Origin of the sequence: Vibrio sp. Vb2131 (genome assembly GCF_033338535.1) — a bacterium.
In the GTDB taxonomy this organism is placed as follows: domain Bacteria; phylum Pseudomonadota; class Gammaproteobacteria; order Enterobacterales; family Vibrionaceae; genus Vibrio; species Vibrio alginolyticus.
This window is the reverse complement of the sequence record NZ_JAWOSW010000027.1, coordinates 1-17,270: the sequence shown is the minus strand read 5'-3', so window position 1 is coordinate 17,270 and position 17,270 is coordinate 1. Positions and strand designations below refer to the sequence as shown.

Annotated in this window: 19 protein-coding genes; 15 read left to right on the top strand and 4 right to left on the bottom strand. The window is 44.4% G+C overall.

Annotated elements, in window-relative coordinates; all coding sequences use genetic code 11:
* Positions 1-26 precede the first annotated feature (26 nt).
* The 5 genes from rpe to rplI all read left to right on the top strand — a co-directional run bounded on the left by rpe (position 27) and on the right by rplI (position 2,373).
* Positions 27-698, top strand: coding sequence for a ribulose-phosphate 3-epimerase (gene rpe, locus R7E38_RS21145; RefSeq protein ID WP_005381300.1), 672 nt, complete (start codon positions 27-29; stop codon positions 696-698).
* A 244-nt stretch (positions 699-942) separates the two neighbouring features.
* Positions 943-1,332: a 30S ribosomal protein S6 gene (gene rpsF / locus R7E38_RS21140; RefSeq protein WP_005381299.1), complete on the top strand. Its 390-nt coding sequence runs from the start codon at positions 943-945 to the stop codon at positions 1,330-1,332.
* An 8-nt stretch (positions 1,333-1,340) separates the two neighbouring features.
* On the top strand, positions 1,341-1,643 hold the full coding sequence (priB, locus tag R7E38_RS21135; protein ID WP_005381298.1) for a primosomal replication protein N: 303 nt from the start codon (positions 1,341-1,343) through the stop codon (positions 1,641-1,643).
* Between the two features lie 16 nt (positions 1,644-1,659).
* Positions 1,660-1,887, top strand: coding sequence for a 30S ribosomal protein S18 (gene rpsR / locus R7E38_RS21130; RefSeq protein WP_000090472.1), 228 nt, complete (start codon positions 1,660-1,662; stop codon positions 1,885-1,887).
* Positions 1,888-1,920: 33 nt separating this feature from the next.
* Complete coding sequence (gene rplI / locus R7E38_RS21125; RefSeq protein WP_005382760.1) at positions 1,921-2,373, top strand: 50S ribosomal protein L9; 453 nt, start codon at positions 1,921-1,923, stop codon at positions 2,371-2,373.
* A 77-nt stretch (positions 2,374-2,450) separates the two neighbouring features.
* Here the strand turns inward: rplI and R7E38_RS21120 are convergent, their stop codons facing one another.
* Positions 2,451-3,215, bottom strand: a complete 765-nt coding sequence (locus tag R7E38_RS21120) for a DUF481 domain-containing protein (RefSeq protein WP_005381276.1) — start codon at positions 3,213-3,215, stop codon at positions 2,451-2,453.
* Between the two features lie 221 nt (positions 3,216-3,436).
* Between R7E38_RS21120 and R7E38_RS21115 the strand changes: the two genes are divergently transcribed.
* Positions 3,437-4,837 (top strand): replicative DNA helicase, encoded by a 1,401-nt coding sequence (locus R7E38_RS21115; protein ID WP_005382759.1) that lies wholly within the window; start codon positions 3,437-3,439, stop codon positions 4,835-4,837.
* 13 nt (positions 4,838-4,850) lie between these two features.
* Complete coding sequence (alr, locus tag R7E38_RS21110) at positions 4,851-5,927, top strand: alanine racemase (protein WP_005381272.1); 1,077 nt, start codon at positions 4,851-4,853, stop codon at positions 5,925-5,927.
* 38 nt (positions 5,928-5,965) lie between these two features.
* Here alr and R7E38_RS21105 read toward each other — a convergent pair whose 3' ends face one another.
* Positions 5,966-6,385 carry a secondary thiamine-phosphate synthase enzyme YjbQ gene (locus R7E38_RS21105; protein WP_005381271.1) on the bottom strand — a complete coding sequence of 140 codons (420 nt, stop codon included), beginning with the start codon at positions 6,383-6,385 and terminating at the stop codon, positions 5,966-5,968.
* Between the two features lie 305 nt (positions 6,386-6,690).
* Here R7E38_RS21105 and pgi point away from each other — a divergent pair, with 305 nt between their 5' ends.
* Complete coding sequence (gene pgi / locus R7E38_RS21100; RefSeq protein WP_226084092.1) at positions 6,691-8,343, top strand: glucose-6-phosphate isomerase; 1,653 nt, start codon at positions 6,691-6,693, stop codon at positions 8,341-8,343.
* 99 nt (positions 8,344-8,442) lie between these two features.
* On the opposite strand, the gene R7E38_RS21095 is transcribed toward pgi, so the two are convergent.
* Entirely contained in the window at positions 8,443-8,904 is a 462-nt protein-coding gene (locus R7E38_RS21095) for a chemotaxis protein CheX (protein ID WP_005381269.1), read from the bottom strand.
* A 9-nt stretch (positions 8,905-8,913) separates the two neighbouring features.
* Positions 8,914-9,378, bottom strand: coding sequence for a zinc uptake transcriptional repressor Zur (zur, locus tag R7E38_RS21090; protein WP_005381268.1), 465 nt, complete (start codon positions 9,376-9,378; stop codon positions 8,914-8,916).
* A gap of 321 nt (positions 9,379-9,699) precedes the next feature.
* On the opposite strand from zur, the gene dusA reads away from it, so the two are divergent.
* The 7 genes from dusA to R7E38_RS21055 all read left to right on the top strand — a co-directional run bounded on the left by dusA (position 9,700) and on the right by R7E38_RS21055 (position 16,703).
* Positions 9,700-10,680, top strand: coding sequence for a tRNA dihydrouridine(20/20a) synthase DusA (dusA, locus tag R7E38_RS21085; protein ID WP_017821727.1), 981 nt, complete (start codon positions 9,700-9,702; stop codon positions 10,678-10,680).
* A gap of 164 nt (positions 10,681-10,844) precedes the next feature.
* Positions 10,845-11,060 carry an envelope stress response protein PspG gene (gene pspG / locus R7E38_RS21080; RefSeq protein ID WP_005381266.1) on the top strand — a complete coding sequence of 72 codons (216 nt, stop codon included), beginning with the start codon at positions 10,845-10,847 and terminating at the stop codon, positions 11,058-11,060.
* 98 nt (positions 11,061-11,158) lie between these two features.
* Entirely contained in the window at positions 11,159-11,818 is a 660-nt protein-coding gene (locus R7E38_RS21075; RefSeq protein WP_005381265.1) for a TIGR04219 family outer membrane beta-barrel protein, read from the top strand.
* 157 nt (positions 11,819-11,975) lie between these two features.
* The gene (locus R7E38_RS21070) at positions 11,976-12,206 is read left to right on the top strand and encodes a hypothetical protein (protein ID WP_005381264.1); all 231 of its coding nucleotides are present in this window, start codon (positions 11,976-11,978) and stop codon (positions 12,204-12,206) included.
* 117 nt (positions 12,207-12,323) lie between these two features.
* Entirely contained in the window at positions 12,324-14,195 is a 1,872-nt protein-coding gene (locus R7E38_RS21065; protein WP_017821725.1) for an assimilatory sulfite reductase (NADPH) flavoprotein subunit, read from the top strand.
* Entirely contained in the window at positions 14,195-15,931 is a 1,737-nt protein-coding gene (gene cysI / locus R7E38_RS21060; protein WP_136976337.1) for an assimilatory sulfite reductase (NADPH) hemoprotein subunit, read from the top strand. Before R7E38_RS21065 ends, cysI begins: the two co-directional genes overlap by 1 nt.
* A complete protein-coding gene (locus R7E38_RS21055) occupies positions 15,924-16,703 on the top strand; it encodes a phosphoadenylyl-sulfate reductase (protein ID WP_005382748.1) in 780 nt (259 codons plus the stop codon). Before cysI ends, R7E38_RS21055 begins: the two co-directional genes overlap by 8 nt.
* The last annotated feature ends 567 nt before the right edge of the window (positions 16,704-17,270 follow it).

The window sequence follows — 17,270 nt, the reverse complement described above, 5'->3', positions numbered from 1 at the left end:
TTTGCTCATTACTACTGAGGTCAGGTATGAAAGATTTTCTTATTGCTCCATCCATTTTATCGGCAGATTTTGCTCGTCTCGGTGAAGATGTAGAAAAAGTACTCGCAGCGGGTGCGGATGTGGTGCATTTCGACGTTATGGATAACCACTATGTACCAAACCTGACTTTTGGTGCGCCTGTGTGTAAAGCACTACGCGATTATGGCATCACAGCGCCAATCGATGTTCACCTAATGGTGAAACCCGTTGACCGTATTATTCCTGATTTCGCAAAAGCGGGTGCGTCGATGATTACGTTCCATGTAGAAGCTTCTGATCATGTAGACCGTACACTGCAGTTAATTAAAGAGCACGGCTGTCAGGCTGGTGTGGTACTAAACCCAGCAACGCCACTTGCAAGTCTTGAATTTATTATGGATAAAGTCGACATGATTCTACTGATGTCGGTAAACCCTGGTTTTGGTGGCCAATCATTCATTCCTCATACACTAGATAAACTGCGTGCCGTTCGTAAGATGATTGACGAGTCTGGCCGTGATATCCGCTTAGAAATCGATGGCGGTGTGAAGGTTGACAACATTCGTGAAATTGCAGAAGCGGGCGCAGACATGTTTGTTGCAGGCTCGGCGATTTTCGGTGAGCCAGATTACAAACAAGTGATCGATCAAATGCGCGCTGAACTGGCTGAAGTTAAATAAGCACCGATAAGCCAGCGCAATAACACGCTGATTTTAAAGGCTGCCAGCTTGTTGGCAGCCTTTGTGTTTTCTAGTATTAGAAGAAATTAAATATCCACTGCGCTGAGCAAATAATCACTTGCCTATTTTACGCCCTTTCTGTACTATTCGTGCTCCTTAAACTCAGTCAATTATCTTTAGTTCCTTGCTTCCTCTGGACGACTGAGCCATTTGTGGAAGCTGAATAATCCGTAAGGAGCAACCAATGCGTCATTACGAAATCGTATTCATGGTGCACCCAGATCAAAGCGAGCAAGTTGCTGGCATGATCGAGCGTTACACTGGTTCAATCACTGAAGCTGGCGGTAAAATCCACCGTCTAGAAGACTGGGGCCGTCGTCAACTGGCTTACCCAATCAACAAGCTTCACAAAGCTCACTACGTTCTTATGAACGTTGAAGCTGACCAAGCTGTAATTGATGAGCTAGAAACTGCTTTCCGTTTCAACGATGCAGTTCTACGTAACATGATCATGCGTACTAAAGCAGCGATCACTGAGCAATCTATCATGCTTAAGCAAAAAGAAGAGCGTGCTCCACGTCGTGAAGAGCGTTCTGAAGCTAAGCCTGAAGCTAAGTCAGAAGCTGCTGAGTAAGTTTTCTTATGGCCAATCGAATGGAGCTGAGCGGCACCATTGCCAAACCGCCCATTCGTAGTAAAAGCCCTGGTGGCATTGAACACTGTCGGTTTTGGCTGGAGCATCGCTCTACTATTATCGAAGCTGACTTACCTCGACAAGTTTATTGTCGTATGCCGGTAGTCGTCAGCGGGCTTGGGTCACAAGCACTAACTCAGAATTTAGTTCAAGGCAGTAACATTAAGGTAAGTGGTTTTGTCACTTATCAAACCGGCCGAAATGGCGTGGGAAAATTAGTGTTACACGCCGACAACATTACTCAAATTTAAGATCAGGAGATAGCCCATGGCTCGTTTCTTCCGTCGTCGTAAATTCTGCCGTTTCACTGCAGAAGGCGTACAAGAGATTGATTACAAAGACGTAGCAACTCTTAAAAACTACATCACTGAAGCTGGTAAAATCGTACCTAGCCGTATCACTGGTACAAGCGCTAAGTACCAGCGTCAACTAGCACGTGCTATCAAGCGTTCACGCTACCTAGCTCTACTACCGTACACTGACAAGCATCAGTAATCGGTTCATTTTATTAAGAAAGAGGATTAAGCAATGCAAGTTATTCTACTTGATAAAATTGGTAACCTAGGTGGTCTTGGCGATACTGCAAACGTTAAATCTGGCTACGCTCGTAACTTCCTTATCCCACAAGGTAAAGCAGTTATGGCAACTAAAGCTAACGTTGAAATGTTTGAAGCTCGTCGTGCTGAACTAGAAGCTAAAGTTGCTGAGCAACTAGCTGCTGCAGAAGCTCGCGCAGAGAAAGTTAACGCTCTAGAAGCGGTAGTTATCGCTTCTAAAGCTGGTGACGAAGGCAAACTATTCGGTTCTATCGGTACTCGTGACATCGCTGACGCTATCACAGCTGCAGGCGTTGAAGTTGCTAAGAGCGAAGTTCGCCTTCCTGAAGGTGCTCTACGTAACACTGGTGAGTTCGAGATCAGCGTTCAACTTCACTCTGAAGTTTTCGCGACAGTTAACCTACAAGTTGTTGCTGCTGAGTAATTCAGTATCAAGACGAAATACTAAAAAGCACCTCATTGGAGGTGCTTTTTTTATTTCTAAAACTGAGAGAAAAAGGGTTAAAAAGCGAAAAGTAAATTAACGGAAAATACGCTGTCCGCTTTGCTTAAGCCTTCAGGCACTTTATCGTGATACTGACGAGAGTGCGCCAGTTTCAGTGCAATATCTTCAGTAATATCATTGGTTACACTGAGTTCACTATCAGTACGTGTGTTACTTCTACCTGTTACCAACGTAATATCAGCTGCGAAACTTAAATTATCCAACGCATGCCAAGTTGTGTTGATATTTCCTCGAAAAATGCCTTCTCTAACGATATCGGGAAAGACAATATCGTCATCATCTATTTCGTCTAAGTTTGGCTCTTGATAGCGAAAACCAGGGCCTACCTCTACCTCTAAAATGAAGTTCTCAGTGTAGGAGAACTGGTAACCCAAACCACCTGACAACGTATAGTCTTTAAAATAAGCACTGTAGCGAGAATCCACCCCTTTAAAGCTGCCATACAAATATGTCTTAGGGCCTAACTTGTAGTCACTCTGTAGGGAGTAGGTGGATGAGCGTTTGTCTTCTTCACCGTCTTTGTACAAGTTGTAGTACTTCCATTCACCATTAGAACGGTGTCGACCTGACGTATATTCAGCACTCAAACGAGCATTCAGGGAACGAGAGTCCGTGTTACCTGTGTGAGCTTGATAGCCGAACTCCACCTCGGTTTTTAGTGGGTCGGGTACATCAATATTTTGCTCTGGCTGTACTGATTCGTCAGCATACGATGCACTAGCGCACAGTAGGCTAAAGCTAAGTAACCAGTATCGGGACACATCAACCTCGAACGTAATCAAAAAGGAGGGGCATGATACTGATACAGATATTTGGTTGGGTCAATGGTAGGTTAATTTTTATTAGAGCTAGGCGGAAGAACCAGGCTATTACCCGGGTGGTTCACATGATGATTTCTTAACAAGTAATTGTCGCTTCGGGGAAGCATCTCAGCTAGGTTAAGGTTATAATCGTGGGTCAATAGTAGTTATCGAGCAAAGTCATGGCGGAAAACAGAAATCGCAAACCTTCAGACAGTCAGGTCGACGCAATCAAAGTGCCACCTCACTCACTAGAAGCCGAGCAATCAGTAATTGGTGGTCTTTTACTGGATAATGAACGTTGGGACACCGTTGCCGAACGTGTTGTGAGCAGTGATTTCTATAGTCGTCCACACCGCCTGATTTTTGAAGGTGTAAAAACCATTCTTGAAGCGGGTAAACCTCTCGATCTTATTACTTTATCGGAATATCTAGAGCGTCACGAGTTGTTAGAAGATGTAGGCGGTTTTGCTTACCTCGCTGACTTGGCGAAGAATACGCCAAGTGCAGCTAACATCAATGCGTATGCTGATATTGTCGCTGAGCGTGCGATTGTTCGTGGCCTTATTGGTGTCGCGAATGAAATTGCGGACGCGGGCTATGACCCTCAAGGTCGCAGTTCTGAAGATTTAATAGACATGGCGGAGAGTAAAGTTTTTGCTATCGCCGAGTCTCGAACTAGTGAAAACGAAGGACCACAAAACGTCGACAACATCCTCGAAAAGACGTTAGAACGTATCGAGTTGTTGTATAAAACGCCACAAGATGGTGTTACGGGGGTCGATACCGGTTTCACCGATCTCAATAAGAAAACCGCAGGTTTGCAAGGCTCTGATTTGGTGATTGTCGCAGCGCGTCCATCGATGGGTAAAACGACCTTTGCGATGAACTTGTGTGAAAATGCGGCCATGCAACAAGAAAAGCCCGTACTTATTTTCTCGTTAGAGATGCCAGCTGAACAGTTGATGATGCGTATGTTGGCCTCTTTGTCTCGTGTAGACCAAACCAAGATCCGTACGGGTCAGCTAGATGACGAAGATTGGGCGCGTATTTCTTCTACTATGGGTATCCTGATGCAGAAGAAGAATATGTACATTGATGATAGCTCTGGTCTAACTCCGACCGAAGTGCGTTCGCGCGCTCGCCGTATCGCTCGTGAACATGGCGGTCTATCTATGATCATGGTCGACTACCTTCAGTTGATGCGCGTGCCTTCGTTAACCGATAACCGTACTCTTGAGATTGCTGAGATCTCTCGCTCTCTTAAGGCGCTGGCAAAAGAGCTAAATGTGCCTGTTGTGGCACTGTCGCAGCTAAACCGTTCCCTAGAACAACGTGCGGATAAACGACCAGTAAACTCGGACTTGCGTGAATCCGGTTCCATCGAGCAGGATGCCGACTTGATCATGTTCATCTACCGTGATGAGGTTTATCACCCAGATAGTCCGTACAAAGGTACGGCCGAAATCATTATTGGTAAACAGCGTAATGGTCCTATCGGCTCTGTTCGCCTCACTTTCCAAGGTCAACATTCGCGTTTCGACAACTACGCGGGTCCTGCATTCGATATTGATGATGAGTAATTCCATGAGCTATATGAAAGCGGCCAAGGCGTGCATTGATTTGTCTGCGTTGCAGCACAACTTACAGCGCGTAAAAGCTCAAGCGCCACAAAGTAAAGTGATGGCTGTCGTCAAGGCCAATGGTTATGGTCACGGATTACGTCATGTCGCAAAACATGCTAACCATGCGGATGCGTTTGGCGTGGCTCGCATTGAAGAAGCATTGCAACTGCGCGCTTGTGGAGTAGTAAAGCCGATTCTATTGCTAGAAGGTTTTTACTCTCCTGGTGATTTACCTGTTCTTGTGACGAACAACATCCAAACCGTGGTGCACTGTGAAGAGCAGCTTATCGCCTTGGAGCAAGCAGACCTTGAAACTCCGGTTGTCGTGTGGCTGAAGATTGACAGTGGCATGCACCGCCTTGGGGTTCGTCCTGAACAATATGACGACTTTGTAACGCGGCTGAAGGAGTGTCCAAATGTAGCGAAACCGTTGCGTTACATGAGCCACTTTGGCTGTGCAGATGAGCTGGATAGCGATATTACCCCACAACAGATTGAGCTGTTTAAATCGTTGACTTCTGGTTGCCAAGGGGAACGTTCACTGGCGGCATCTGCGGGGTTATTGGCATGGCCTCAAAGCCATTTAGATTGGGTTCGTCCGGGTATTATCATGTATGGTGTGTCGCCATTCGATGACAAAACGGCGCAAGATCTTGGGTATCAGCCTGTCATGACACTTAAATCCCACCTTATTGCGGTACGTGAAGTGAAGAAGGGCGAAAGTGTTGGCTATGGTGGTATTTGGACCAGTGAGCGAGATACAAAAGTTGGGGTCATCGCTGTAGGGTATGGCGACGGTTACCCAAGAAGTGCTCCAAACGGTACGCCGGTGTGGGTTAATGGCCGTAAAGTACCTATTGCAGGTCGAGTTTCCATGGATATGCTGACGGTCGATTTGGGACCAGACGCAACGGATAAAGTCAGCGACGAAGCGATTCTTTGGGGGAAAGAGCTCCCAGTAGAAGAAGTGGCGGGTCACATTGGTACGATTGCGTATGAACTCGTGACTAAGCTAACGCCTCGCGTCGAGATGGAATACTCCAAATAAACAACGAAAGGCTAACCCAAGGTTAGCCTTTGTTTTATCTACTCACCGTTAATCGTAGCAATAACGCGGCGGCCGCCACCAAAGTCTCGATGCTCACCCAAGTAAATACCTTGCCATGTTCCTAAAGCTAATCGACCATTTTGGATTGGTACCGTCACACTACTGCCCAGCAGTGATGCTTTAATATGTGCCGGCATGTCGTCGTCACCTTCATAGGTGTGCTGATAATAAGGAGCACGCTCTGGCACAAACTTATTGAAGTGCGCTTCCATGTCCATACGCACGGTTGGATCAGCATTCTCATTTAAGGTCAAACTGGCGGAGGTGTGCTGAATAAATAAGTGTAATAAACCTACTGAAAGTTCGTTTATTTGTGGTAATTGTTGTTCAATTTCATCAGTTATCAGGTGAAAACCGCGGCTTCTCGCTTTTAATTGCAGTGTTTTTTGTGCCCACATACGTGTTCCTTTGGAAATTTATAAATTGGCGTCTATCCTATTCCAATTAGAGCCTGTCATTAGTAAATGATATGATTCTTGTCATCGTAAATGAATGTTCAATTTCAGGGCAGGGAACGTGACCTAACTCAATGTGAGTGTAAAAGCTCTCGGTCATAATTGGCGCCTGAAAAAAAATTACAAAGACTTGTTTTGTGGCAATTTGCCCAAACATCTAATTTATATTCTATTTGCTAAATCGGGGATTCCACAGTTTTCGCTAGACTGTAAGGAATGGAACCTACTGTAACATCGGGATAAAGACCATGTTGAAAAATATCAATCCAACGCAAACACAAGCTTGGAAAGCGCTAACGGCGCATTTCGAATCTGCACAAGATATGGATCTTAAAGAGCTGTTTGCTCAAGACGCAGCGCGTTTCGACAAATACTCTGCACGTTTCGGCTCAGACATCCTAGTCGATTACTCAAAGAACCTCATCAATGAGGAAACTCTGAAGCACCTGTTTGCTCTTGCGAAAGAGACCGAGCTGAAATCTGCAATTGAAGCGATGTTCAGTGGTGAAGCGATCAACCAAACAGAAGGTCGCGCTGTTCTTCACACTGCACTACGTAACCGCGCTAATACTCCAGTTATGGTAGACGGCGAAGACGTAATGCCAGCAGTGAACGCGGTTCTAGAAAAAATGAAATCATTCACTGAGCGCGTTATCGGTGGTGAATGGAAAGGTTACACAGGCAAAGCAATTACTGATATTGTGAACATCGGTATCGGCGGTTCTGACCTTGGCCCTTACATGGTGACGGAAGCTCTAGCGCCATACAAAAATCATCTAAACCTTCACTTCGTATCTAACGTTGATGGTACACACATCGTTGAAACGTTGAAGAAAGTTAACCCAGAAACGACGTTATTCTTGATCGCGTCTAAGACGTTTACAACGCAAGAAACCATGACTAACGCGCACACTGCTCGTGATTGGTTCCTAGAATCTGCGGGTGATCAGGCTCATGTGGCTAAACACTTTGCTGCGCTTTCAACAAACGCGACAGCCGTGTCTGAATTTGGTATCGATACAGCGAACATGTTTGAATTCTGGGACTGGGTTGGTGGCCGTTACTCACTATGGTCTGCGATCGGTCTATCAATTGCACTAGCAGTAGGTTTCGACAACTTTGTTGAGTTGCTTGATGGTGCTCACGAGATGGACAAGCACTTTGTATCAACAGATCTAGAAATCAATATTCCAGTGATTCTTGCTTTGATTGGTATTTGGTACAACAACTTCCACGGTGCGGAGTCAGAAGCTATCCTACCTTACGATCAATACATGCACCGTTTTGCAGCATATTTCCAGCAAGGCAACATGGAATCAAACGGTAAATACGTTGACCGTGACGGCAATGCTGTAACTTACCAAACTGGCCCAATCATTTGGGGTGAACCAGGTACCAACGGTCAGCACGCGTTCTACCAGCTAATTCACCAAGGTACTAAGCTTATCCCATGTGACTTCATTGCACCTGCAATTAGCCACAACCCAGCTAGCGATCATCACCAAAAACTGATGTCTAACTTCTTCGCGCAAACTGAAGCTCTAGCGTTTGGTAAAAATGAAGAAACCGTGAAAGAAGAGTTGGTGAAAGTAGGTAAGAATGCTGAAGAAGTGGCAGCGATTGCGCCATTCAAAGTGTTTGAAGGTAACCGTCCAACAAACTCTATTCTAGTGAAGCAAATCACGCCTCGTACGCTAGGTAACTTGATCGCAATGTACGAACACAAAATTTTCGTACAAGGTGTTATCTGGAATATCTTCAGCTTTGACCAGTGGGGCGTGGAGCTAGGTAAACAACTGGCTAACCAAATCCTACCTGAGCTTGCAGATGAGTCTCAAATCAGCTCGCATGACAGCTCAACAAACGGTCTAATCAACGCATTTAAAGCGTTCAAAGCTTAATGTTTGAATAGATAAAGAAAAGGTCAGCAAATGCTGACCTTTTTATTGCCTGAGGCAAAAACAAAATAGGTTGGCCAGTGCCAACCTATTTTTTCTCTTTTATTCGAAGCAAATTTCGATAAAGGCATTTCCCCATTGGGAAGAGAAAGGCATGATAATAATTGAGCCTTCACACTTGTGGCGAATCGTATGACCTCGGCCCGAAACCACAACCGGTGTTGCCATATCAAAGTCAAAACCACTTTCCGCCAGAATGCGTTTCGCACCACCAGTAACCATGTTGGTGATCTCACCCACCATATCGGTCACTTCTTCATTGAGCCCATTTGGACGTTCACCAAGCATGTTCTGCATGATTTCTAGGGCGAGTGCTTCATCAAAGGTGATCGACATTGAACCACGAGTTTGTGGGCCTACCATACCAATCAGACCAGAAACGTCACCTCGTGCGATCTCATCTTTTTTGATTCGCGGTTTTTGTGGCTTCAGCTCAAGAGAAGCCATAGTTTTTAGCACGTTCATTAAAGAAGCTAAAAACGGGTTTACAAATTCAGCGCGCATAACGTTCTTCTATACTTTTTCTTTCGTCTCGGAGGAACAGGCCTGGCATTCACCATGAGTTTCAATAACTTGGTTGGTCAGTTTGAATCCATGCTTCTCGGCATTTTCGGCTAACAAGGATATCAGCGTCTCATCTTCGAGTTCAACGACATCACCACATTTATCGCAAATTAGTAATTGGAAAAAGTGCTGCTGAGTATTGAAAGAACAACAAGTAATAAAGCTATTTGTCGATTCCACTCGGTGGATGAAGCCTTGTTCTAGGAGAAAATCTAATGCTCGATAAACAGTGGGCGGCTTAGCCTGAGGCTCACTCTCTTTTAGTTGCTCCAATAGCTCATACGCACTTGAGGCGCGGCGATTAGAACAAATGAGTTCAAATACGCGTCGGCGTTGCGGAGTCAGTCGTACTCCACGCTCTGCGCAGATACTTTCAATTTGTTCAATGATTGTTGGGTTCAAACCTTTCACCATAACTATCGGACGTGCTCTATGATAAATCATTTCTATACGAAGTTCGTTTAGAAATGCTTCATTTTACCCACTATCAGAACGAAAATCATGAATTAAAGCAAGTCGGTGGTGGTGTGAAGGCGGAATAATCATCACAGAATGAATCAACGAATGACAGATTCGTATTACTTCTGCGTATTCCTAAGCACTTGGCTAGTCAGCCAACCAAATCATTCTCGCTGAAACTAGCACCCAGAGGTGCTTGGGTATACAATACCCGACTTATTTTTTGAGCGTACTGCTGCGCTCGACCTTGGCAACATAAAAACGGGTGTTTATATCATGACTCATTCTTGCAGGCTCTCCGTAGCACCAATGTTAGATTGGACTGATCGTCATTGTCGCTACTTCCATCGCTTAATGACCAAAGAAACCCTGCTGTACACTGAAATGGTGACGACAGGTGCGATCATTCATGGAAAAGGAGATTTCCTGGCTTATAACGAAGAAGAGCATCCGTTAGCCCTTCAACTTGGTGGTTCAAACCCAGCAGATTTGGCTACGTGTGCCAAGCTAGCGCAAGAGCGTGGCTACGATGAGATTAACCTAAACGTGGGGTGTCCATCTGACCGCGTACAAAACGGTCGCTTCGGTGCTTGCCTAATGGCTGAACCGCAGTTAGTTGCGGATTGTGTCGCAGCAATGAAAGACGTGGTCGATATCCCTGTAACAGTCAAGACTCGCATTGGTATTGATGATCAAGACTCTTACGAGTTCCTAACGGATTTCGTTTCTATTGTTTCAGAAAAGGGTGGCTGTGAGCAGTTCACTATCCATGCTCGTAAAGCTTGGTTAAGTGGTTTAAGCCCAAAAGAAAACCGCGAGATCCCACCATTGGATTACCCACGCGCTTACCAATTGAAGCAAGACTTCTCACACCTAACGATTGCGATTAACGGTGGCGTGAAATCATTAGAAGAAGCAAAAGCACATCTTCAGCATCTTGACGGTGTGATGATTGGTCGTGAAGCATACCAAAGCCCATATCTACTGGCATCGGTAGACCAAGAGTTGTTTGGCTCTAATGCTCCAGTGAAGAAACGCAGCGAAATTGTTGAAGAGATGTACCCATACATTGAAGCGCAATTAGCGAAAGGTGCGTACCTTGGTCACATTACCCGTCACATGTTAGGTTTGTTCCAAAGCATGCCCGGTGCTCGTCAATGGCGTCGTCATATCAGTGAAAATGCGCACAAACCAGGTTCTGGTCTAGAAGTATTGCAAGACGCGCTAGCTAAGATTCCAAAAGAATTGAATGTGTAAAATTCGCCAGTGAATGGCTAAAATTACCAACTAAAGAATGATAAAGCCAGAGTGCAGAAATGCCTCTGGCTTTGTTTTTTTATTAAAAATCATAATCTTAACTTCGTTTCTGTAAGTTGGTATGGAAACTGCTCTGTTTATTGAAAACAAATGGAGAAGTGATTATGTTGGAGCTAATCTTTATTTTAGTCTTTGCGGCGACCTTGTTGGTTACGGGTATCACAATGATGACCGTATTCGCAGCAACTGGTATTGCGTTAGTTGTGATGTTTTTACTGGGAATGGTTGGAGCGGTACTCAAACTATTACCATGGTTAATCGTGATTGCATTGGGTATTTGGTTCTTCAAGAATTACGTTGCTCAGCCCCGCTATAAATAATGAGTAACATCATTTAGTTGATGGAGAGGCGTGAGAATATGGTATATTTCCTCTCACGTCCTCTACGTGAATATCAGCTATCTCGGAGTAAATACTACATGACAAATAAAGCGAACATCGCTTTAACGGCATTATCGTTGGCAGTATCTTTTCCTGTTTTTGCAGAGTACTCTGTATCGACAAAAGTCGGCGCAGAGGTATGGGCTGCCGACACTAAAGTTAATGAAGTGAGACGAGATAGCAGTACCGCAGGCACTTTTTACGCGGCGATTGAACATGATGTTAAATATGTCCCTAATGCGCGCCTTCGTTACTCAAGTGTTGATGCGGATTACATGGGGTTCGATAAGCTCGATTTAACCTTGTATTACCACGTTCTAGAGCATGATTTATTGCACTTTGATGCGGGTCTCACGTTCAGTAATTTAAGTGACACTAAATACATTGATGCTGGCTCAAGCAGGCGTGTAGAAGAATTTGATGAGCTGATTTGGGCTTGGTATGGTTACGCAGAAATTCAAGTTCCGGATACAAACTTTGATGTGATTGGTGAGATAAACTTTGGTGACAACAAAGGTATCAAAAGCACCGATTTCATGGCAGGTGTTCAATACAATGTACCGCTCGAAAAAGCTCGACTGGCTTTTCGTGGAGGTTACCGTGTGATTGATTTAGAGTCCGATAAATTCATGTCGGATCTAGGGAAAGAGTTTATTTTTGCTAACGGCTTCTTTGTGAGTGCGGAATACGCGTTCTAAATTCAGCCATGTTAGATATTCGATTTACTTAAAACGTCGCTTTATAAGCGGCGTTTTTTTATATCACTTCATTATATCTAATCGAAATTTCTCCCTATTTGGCTGACTTAGACCATGCTTACCTAGGAGCAATGTGAAAGTTAAAGCAGGGATAGCGATGACAATAAATGAACTAAGACATCTATTCCGTGAAAATCAGCTTATCGAAGCGATTATTGAGCCTGCAATCCAAGAGGGTGGTTGGGTTGTAGAGTTCAGACATGCGCGCGGTGGTTTTGTTTTTCTAACGGACAGTCACGGCGAAGAATGTCTTTATGAAGATTTGGATACTGCGTCAAAATCGGCAATGGCAGTAGGCTTTCAACAAGTCCGCATTGAAGATCGATGAGCAAAAAGTAAGCCGTTCTTACTTCCAAAAAGTTATAAAACATTCACTTCTATTCTTTCTTGTTATTAAGGAGAGTGGGTACTCTATCGTCACGCAATGAATAGGGATGTCGTGATAATGTCTTTTCAAAAGAATGAGTATTCTCACAAGAATGTGTCTGAAGATAATAATGGGCAAGGAGGAAATCCTCCAATCGCAAGCCCTCTGAATGACCAACAAATTAGCTCACTCCAACAAACTGTCTCTGAGTTGTCTTCACAGCAACTTGCTTGGGTCAGTGGGTATTTTTGGGGATTAGCTCAAAATCAACCAAACACAGCGGTAACGCCAATTGCACAAGCAACGGCAGCCGTATCAGCGAAGCCAGCAGGTAAGTTGAGTATTATTTTTGCTTCCCAAACGGGCAATGCTAAAGGTGTTGCTGAAGCTCTGGAACAGGAAGCAAAAGCAGAAGGAATTGCAGTCGAACTTTTTGATGCAAGCGATTACAAAGGTAAAAACTTAGCCAAAGAAACGCATGTCATTATTGTGGCATCGACTAACGGCGAAGGCGAAGCGCCAGACAATGCCATTGAGCTACATGAGTTTTTGCAATCGAAGAAGGCTCCTAAGCTGCCAAACCTGCAATATGGTGTTATTGCATTGGGAGATTCTAGCTACGAGTTCTTCTGTCAGACCGGTAAAGACTTCGACACTTACCTATCAAAGCTAGGCGCGACTCCATTTATCGAGCGTCTTGATTGCGATGTGGATTATGAAGCCCCTGCAACTGAATGGCGTAAGAATGCGTTAGACAAGGTAAAAGATACACTGTCTTCTGGCTCTGAAGCGGATGTGGTTCAACTTCCTGTGGGTCAAGCTGCGACTGCGCACTCTCCTTACAATAAACAAAATCCGTACACTGCGACGTTACTGACCAGTCAAAAAATCACGGGCCGTGACTCTGGAAAAGACGTTCGTCATATAGAAATCGACTTAGAAGGCTCGGGCTTAACGTATCAGCCAGGTGATGCACTAGGTGTGTGGTTTGAAAATAGCTCGGAACTTGCAAATGCCATTCTTGGTAAGGTCGGTTTGTCTGGGGTTGAGACTGTTGACGTTGATGGTGAAAGCTTGTCAATCCACAGTGCTCTCGTGAGTAAATATGAAATCACAACATCTAACCCGCAGCTCATCACAAAGTTTGCCGAGTTATCCGGTAGCAAGAAGCTACAAAAGTTAGTTGAAGATAAAGATAAGCTTCGCGAGTACTCTGCAAATACTCAAATCGTTGATGTACTGGCAGAAAAGAAAACCAAGTTAACCGCAGATGAATTGATTGGTTTGCTTCGTCGCCTTACTCCACGCCTTTACTCTATTGCATCAAGCCAAGAAGAGGTCGATGAAGAAGTACACCTAACGGTTGCTTTGGTTGAGTACGAACAAAACGACGAAAAACGATATGGTGGTGCGTCTAGTTTCTTAGCACAGCGTCTCGAAGAGGGGGGTGAAGTTAAAGTATTTGTTGAGCATAACAACAACTTCAAACTGCCGGAAGATGATAGCACTCCAATTATCATGGTTGGTCCTGGTACAGGGATCGCACCATTCCGTAGCTTTATTCAGGAGCGTGAAAACCGCGATGCTGAAGGCAAAAACTGGTTGTTCTTTGGTGATCGCACGTTCACTCAAGACTTCTTGTACCAAGTGGAATGGCAAAAGTATCTCAAGTCAGGAGTACTAAGCCGATTGGATGTTGCCTTTAGTCGTGACCAAGTAGAAAAGGTTTACGTACAACATCGCATCTTAGAAAACGCAGCTCAAGTGTGGCAGTGGATCCAAGAAGGCGCTTATATCTATGTCTGCGGTGATGCAACGCGTATGGCAAAAGATGTGCACGACGCATTGGTTATCGTTGCTGAACAAGAAGGCAAGATGCCGCGTGACGATGCAGAACAATTTATTAATGACCTACGTAAAGCGAAACGTTATCAGAGGGATGTGTACTAATGACTTTTTCTACGGACAATAATAAGCAGGTTGTATTAGGTGAAGAGTTAGGGCCGCTATCTGATAACGAGCGCCTGAAGCGAGAAAGCAACTTATTACGTGGCACCATTGAGCAAGATTTACAGGACCGTATTACTGGTGGCTTTACTGCCGACAACTTCCAGTTAATTCGTTTCCACGGTATGTATCAACAAGACGATCGTGATATCCGTAATGAACGCACAAAGCAAAAACTGGAACCATTACATAATGTGATGCTTCGTGCTCGTATGCCTGGAGGCATCATCACGCCAACGCAATGGTTAGCGATCGACAAGTTCGCAACGGAGCACTCTTTATATGGAAGTATTCGTCTGACGACTCGCCAAACGTTCCAGTTTCATGGGGTATTAAAACCGAATATTAAGTTGATGCATCAAACGCTCAACAGTATTGGCATTGATTCGATTGCAACCGCGGGTGATGTAAACCGTAACGTGTTGTGTACCACTAACCCAGTGGAGTCAGAGTTACACCAAGAAGCTTACGAATGGGCGAAGAAGATCAGTGAGCATCTATTACCAAAGACGCGCGCTTATGCAGAGATTTGGCTAGACGGTGAAAAAGTAGAAAGCACGGAAGAAGACGAACCGATTCTAGGCAAGAACTACTTACCACGTAAGTTTAAAACTACAGTGGTTATCCCACCGCAAAATGACGTAGATGTACACGCTAACGATCTCAACTTCGTAGCGATTGCAGATAACGGTAAGCTGGTAGGCTTTAACGTCCTGGTCGGCGGCGGCTTAGCGATGACGCATGGCGATACATCAACTTATCCGCGCCGCGCTGACGACTTTGGCTTTATTCCGCTGGACAAGACACTTGATGTTGCCGCAGCTGTAGTAACAACTCAGCGCGACTGGGGTAACCGTTCAAACCGTAAGAACGCAAAAACCAAATACACATTGGATCGTGTAGGTAGCGATGTCTTTAAAGCGGAAGTCGAGAAACGTGCTGGTGTTAAGTTTGAGCAAAGCCGTCCATATGAATTCACAGAACGTGGTGACCGTATTGGCTGGGTAGAAGGAATTGATGGTAAATATCATTTAGCGCTTTTCATCGAAAATGGTCGCTTATTAGACTTTCCAGGTAAACCACTTAAGACGGGTGTTGCTGAAATTGCCAAAATCCACAAAGGCGATTTCCGCATGACAGCAAACCAAAACCTAATTGTTGCGGGTGTACCTAAAAACGAAAAAGCGAAGATTGAAAAGATCGCTCGTGAACATGGCTTAATGGACGACGGCGTAAGTGAACAGCGTAAGAACTCAATGGCTTGTGTTGCTTTTCCAACTTGTCCGCTAGCGATGGCAGAAGCTGAACGTTTCCTTCCTCAGTTTGTTACTGATGTTGAGGGGATTCTGGATAAGCACAACCTACCAGAAAATGACAACATCATTTTGCGTGTAACTGGGTGTCCAAATGGTTGTGGTCGCGCAATGTTGGCTGAAATTGGTCTAGTTGGCAAAGCGCCGGGTCGTTACAACTTGCACCTAGGTGGTAACCGTGCCGGTACTCGAGTACCAAAAATGTATAAAGAGAACATCACGGATAAGCAAATCTTAGAAGAGATTGATCTGCTGGTGGCTCGATGGTCGAAAGAGCGTGAAGAAGGCGAAGCCTTTGGCGATTTCACTATTCGTGCTGGCATTATCCAAGAAGTGCTCGTATCAAAGAGGGACTTTCATGCTTGATTCTGTAGCATCCAAGCTGGAGCTCACAGAGTTACTGACATTAACAAAGACGGAGCAAATCCTCCGTCTTGCTCAAATTAATGTCGAGCTCGAAAAGCTTTCAGCACAAGAGAGAGTAGCGTGGGCTTTAGATAATCTAGAAGGCGAGTTCGCGGTTTCTTCTAGTTTTGGTATTCAAGCCGCGGTTATGCTTCATTTAGTTACTCGCGCCAAAGCGGACATCCCCGTCATTCTAACCGATACTGGTTACCTGTTTGCTGAGACGTACCGATTTATCGATGAGCTGACAGATGCTCTCAACCTAAATTTAAAAGTTTATCGAGCCAAGGAAAGTGCGAATTGGCAAGAAGCTCGATATGGAAAATTATGGGAGCAAGGCGTAGAGGGAATTGAAAAATACAACAAGCTCAATAAAGTTGAGCCGATGCGTCGAGCGTTAAAAGAGCTTAATGTTGGAACGTGGTTCTCTGGACTGCGTCGAGAGCAAAGTAAATCTCGTGCAGGTTTACCGATTCTATCAATTCAGAACGGTGTGTTTAAATTTCTACCAGTAATTGATTGGACTAATAAAGACGTTCATTACTACTTAGAACAACACGGCCTTAAATACCACCCATTGTGGGATGAAGGTTACCTTTCAGTTGGTGATACACATACTACTCGTAAATGGGAGCCGGGAATGTCAGAGGAAGAAACTCGATTCTTTGGCTTAAAGCGAGAATGTGGCCTACACGAAGATGATGGCTCTGAACAAGATGGGTCTGGCATATAGCCATAATGCTCTTTAAATAGAGTTTAGGTTAAGTTTAATAAAGATAGCTGCAATAAAGCAGCTTTCTTTATTTATGGTACTTGAAAAACACGTCTCAAAGAACAATTCTGTGGATAAGTTGTGTGAGAGTTTGGGGTAAAGTTGAATAAATAAAGGTTTGATCGAAAACTCATCGTTTAACCATTATTTTTGCAATTTTTGAAAAATAACACTTGCCAATGTGAGCGCGATCTCTATAATGCCTCCTCGTCGACAGGGCAAGGCCTCACAAGGGGTTAAGCGAAGTTGATAAGGCTGAAAAGAAAAACGAAATAATTTGAAGAAAGTGTTTGACACAATAAATTATCTCGCTAGAATGGCCGCCTCTTCCCAAGTGATGTCAATCACAAAGAAGAGTTGCTCTTTAACAATATAGACCTATCAATCTGTGTGGGCACTCGTTGATGATAATCCAATTCGATACTTCGGTATCAAATTAGGTTTCAATGAAACGAAGTGACCATTGAATCGAAAGATTCAGCACAGTCAATTCAAACATTACTTATGTAATGTTCAGTATTCATTGAG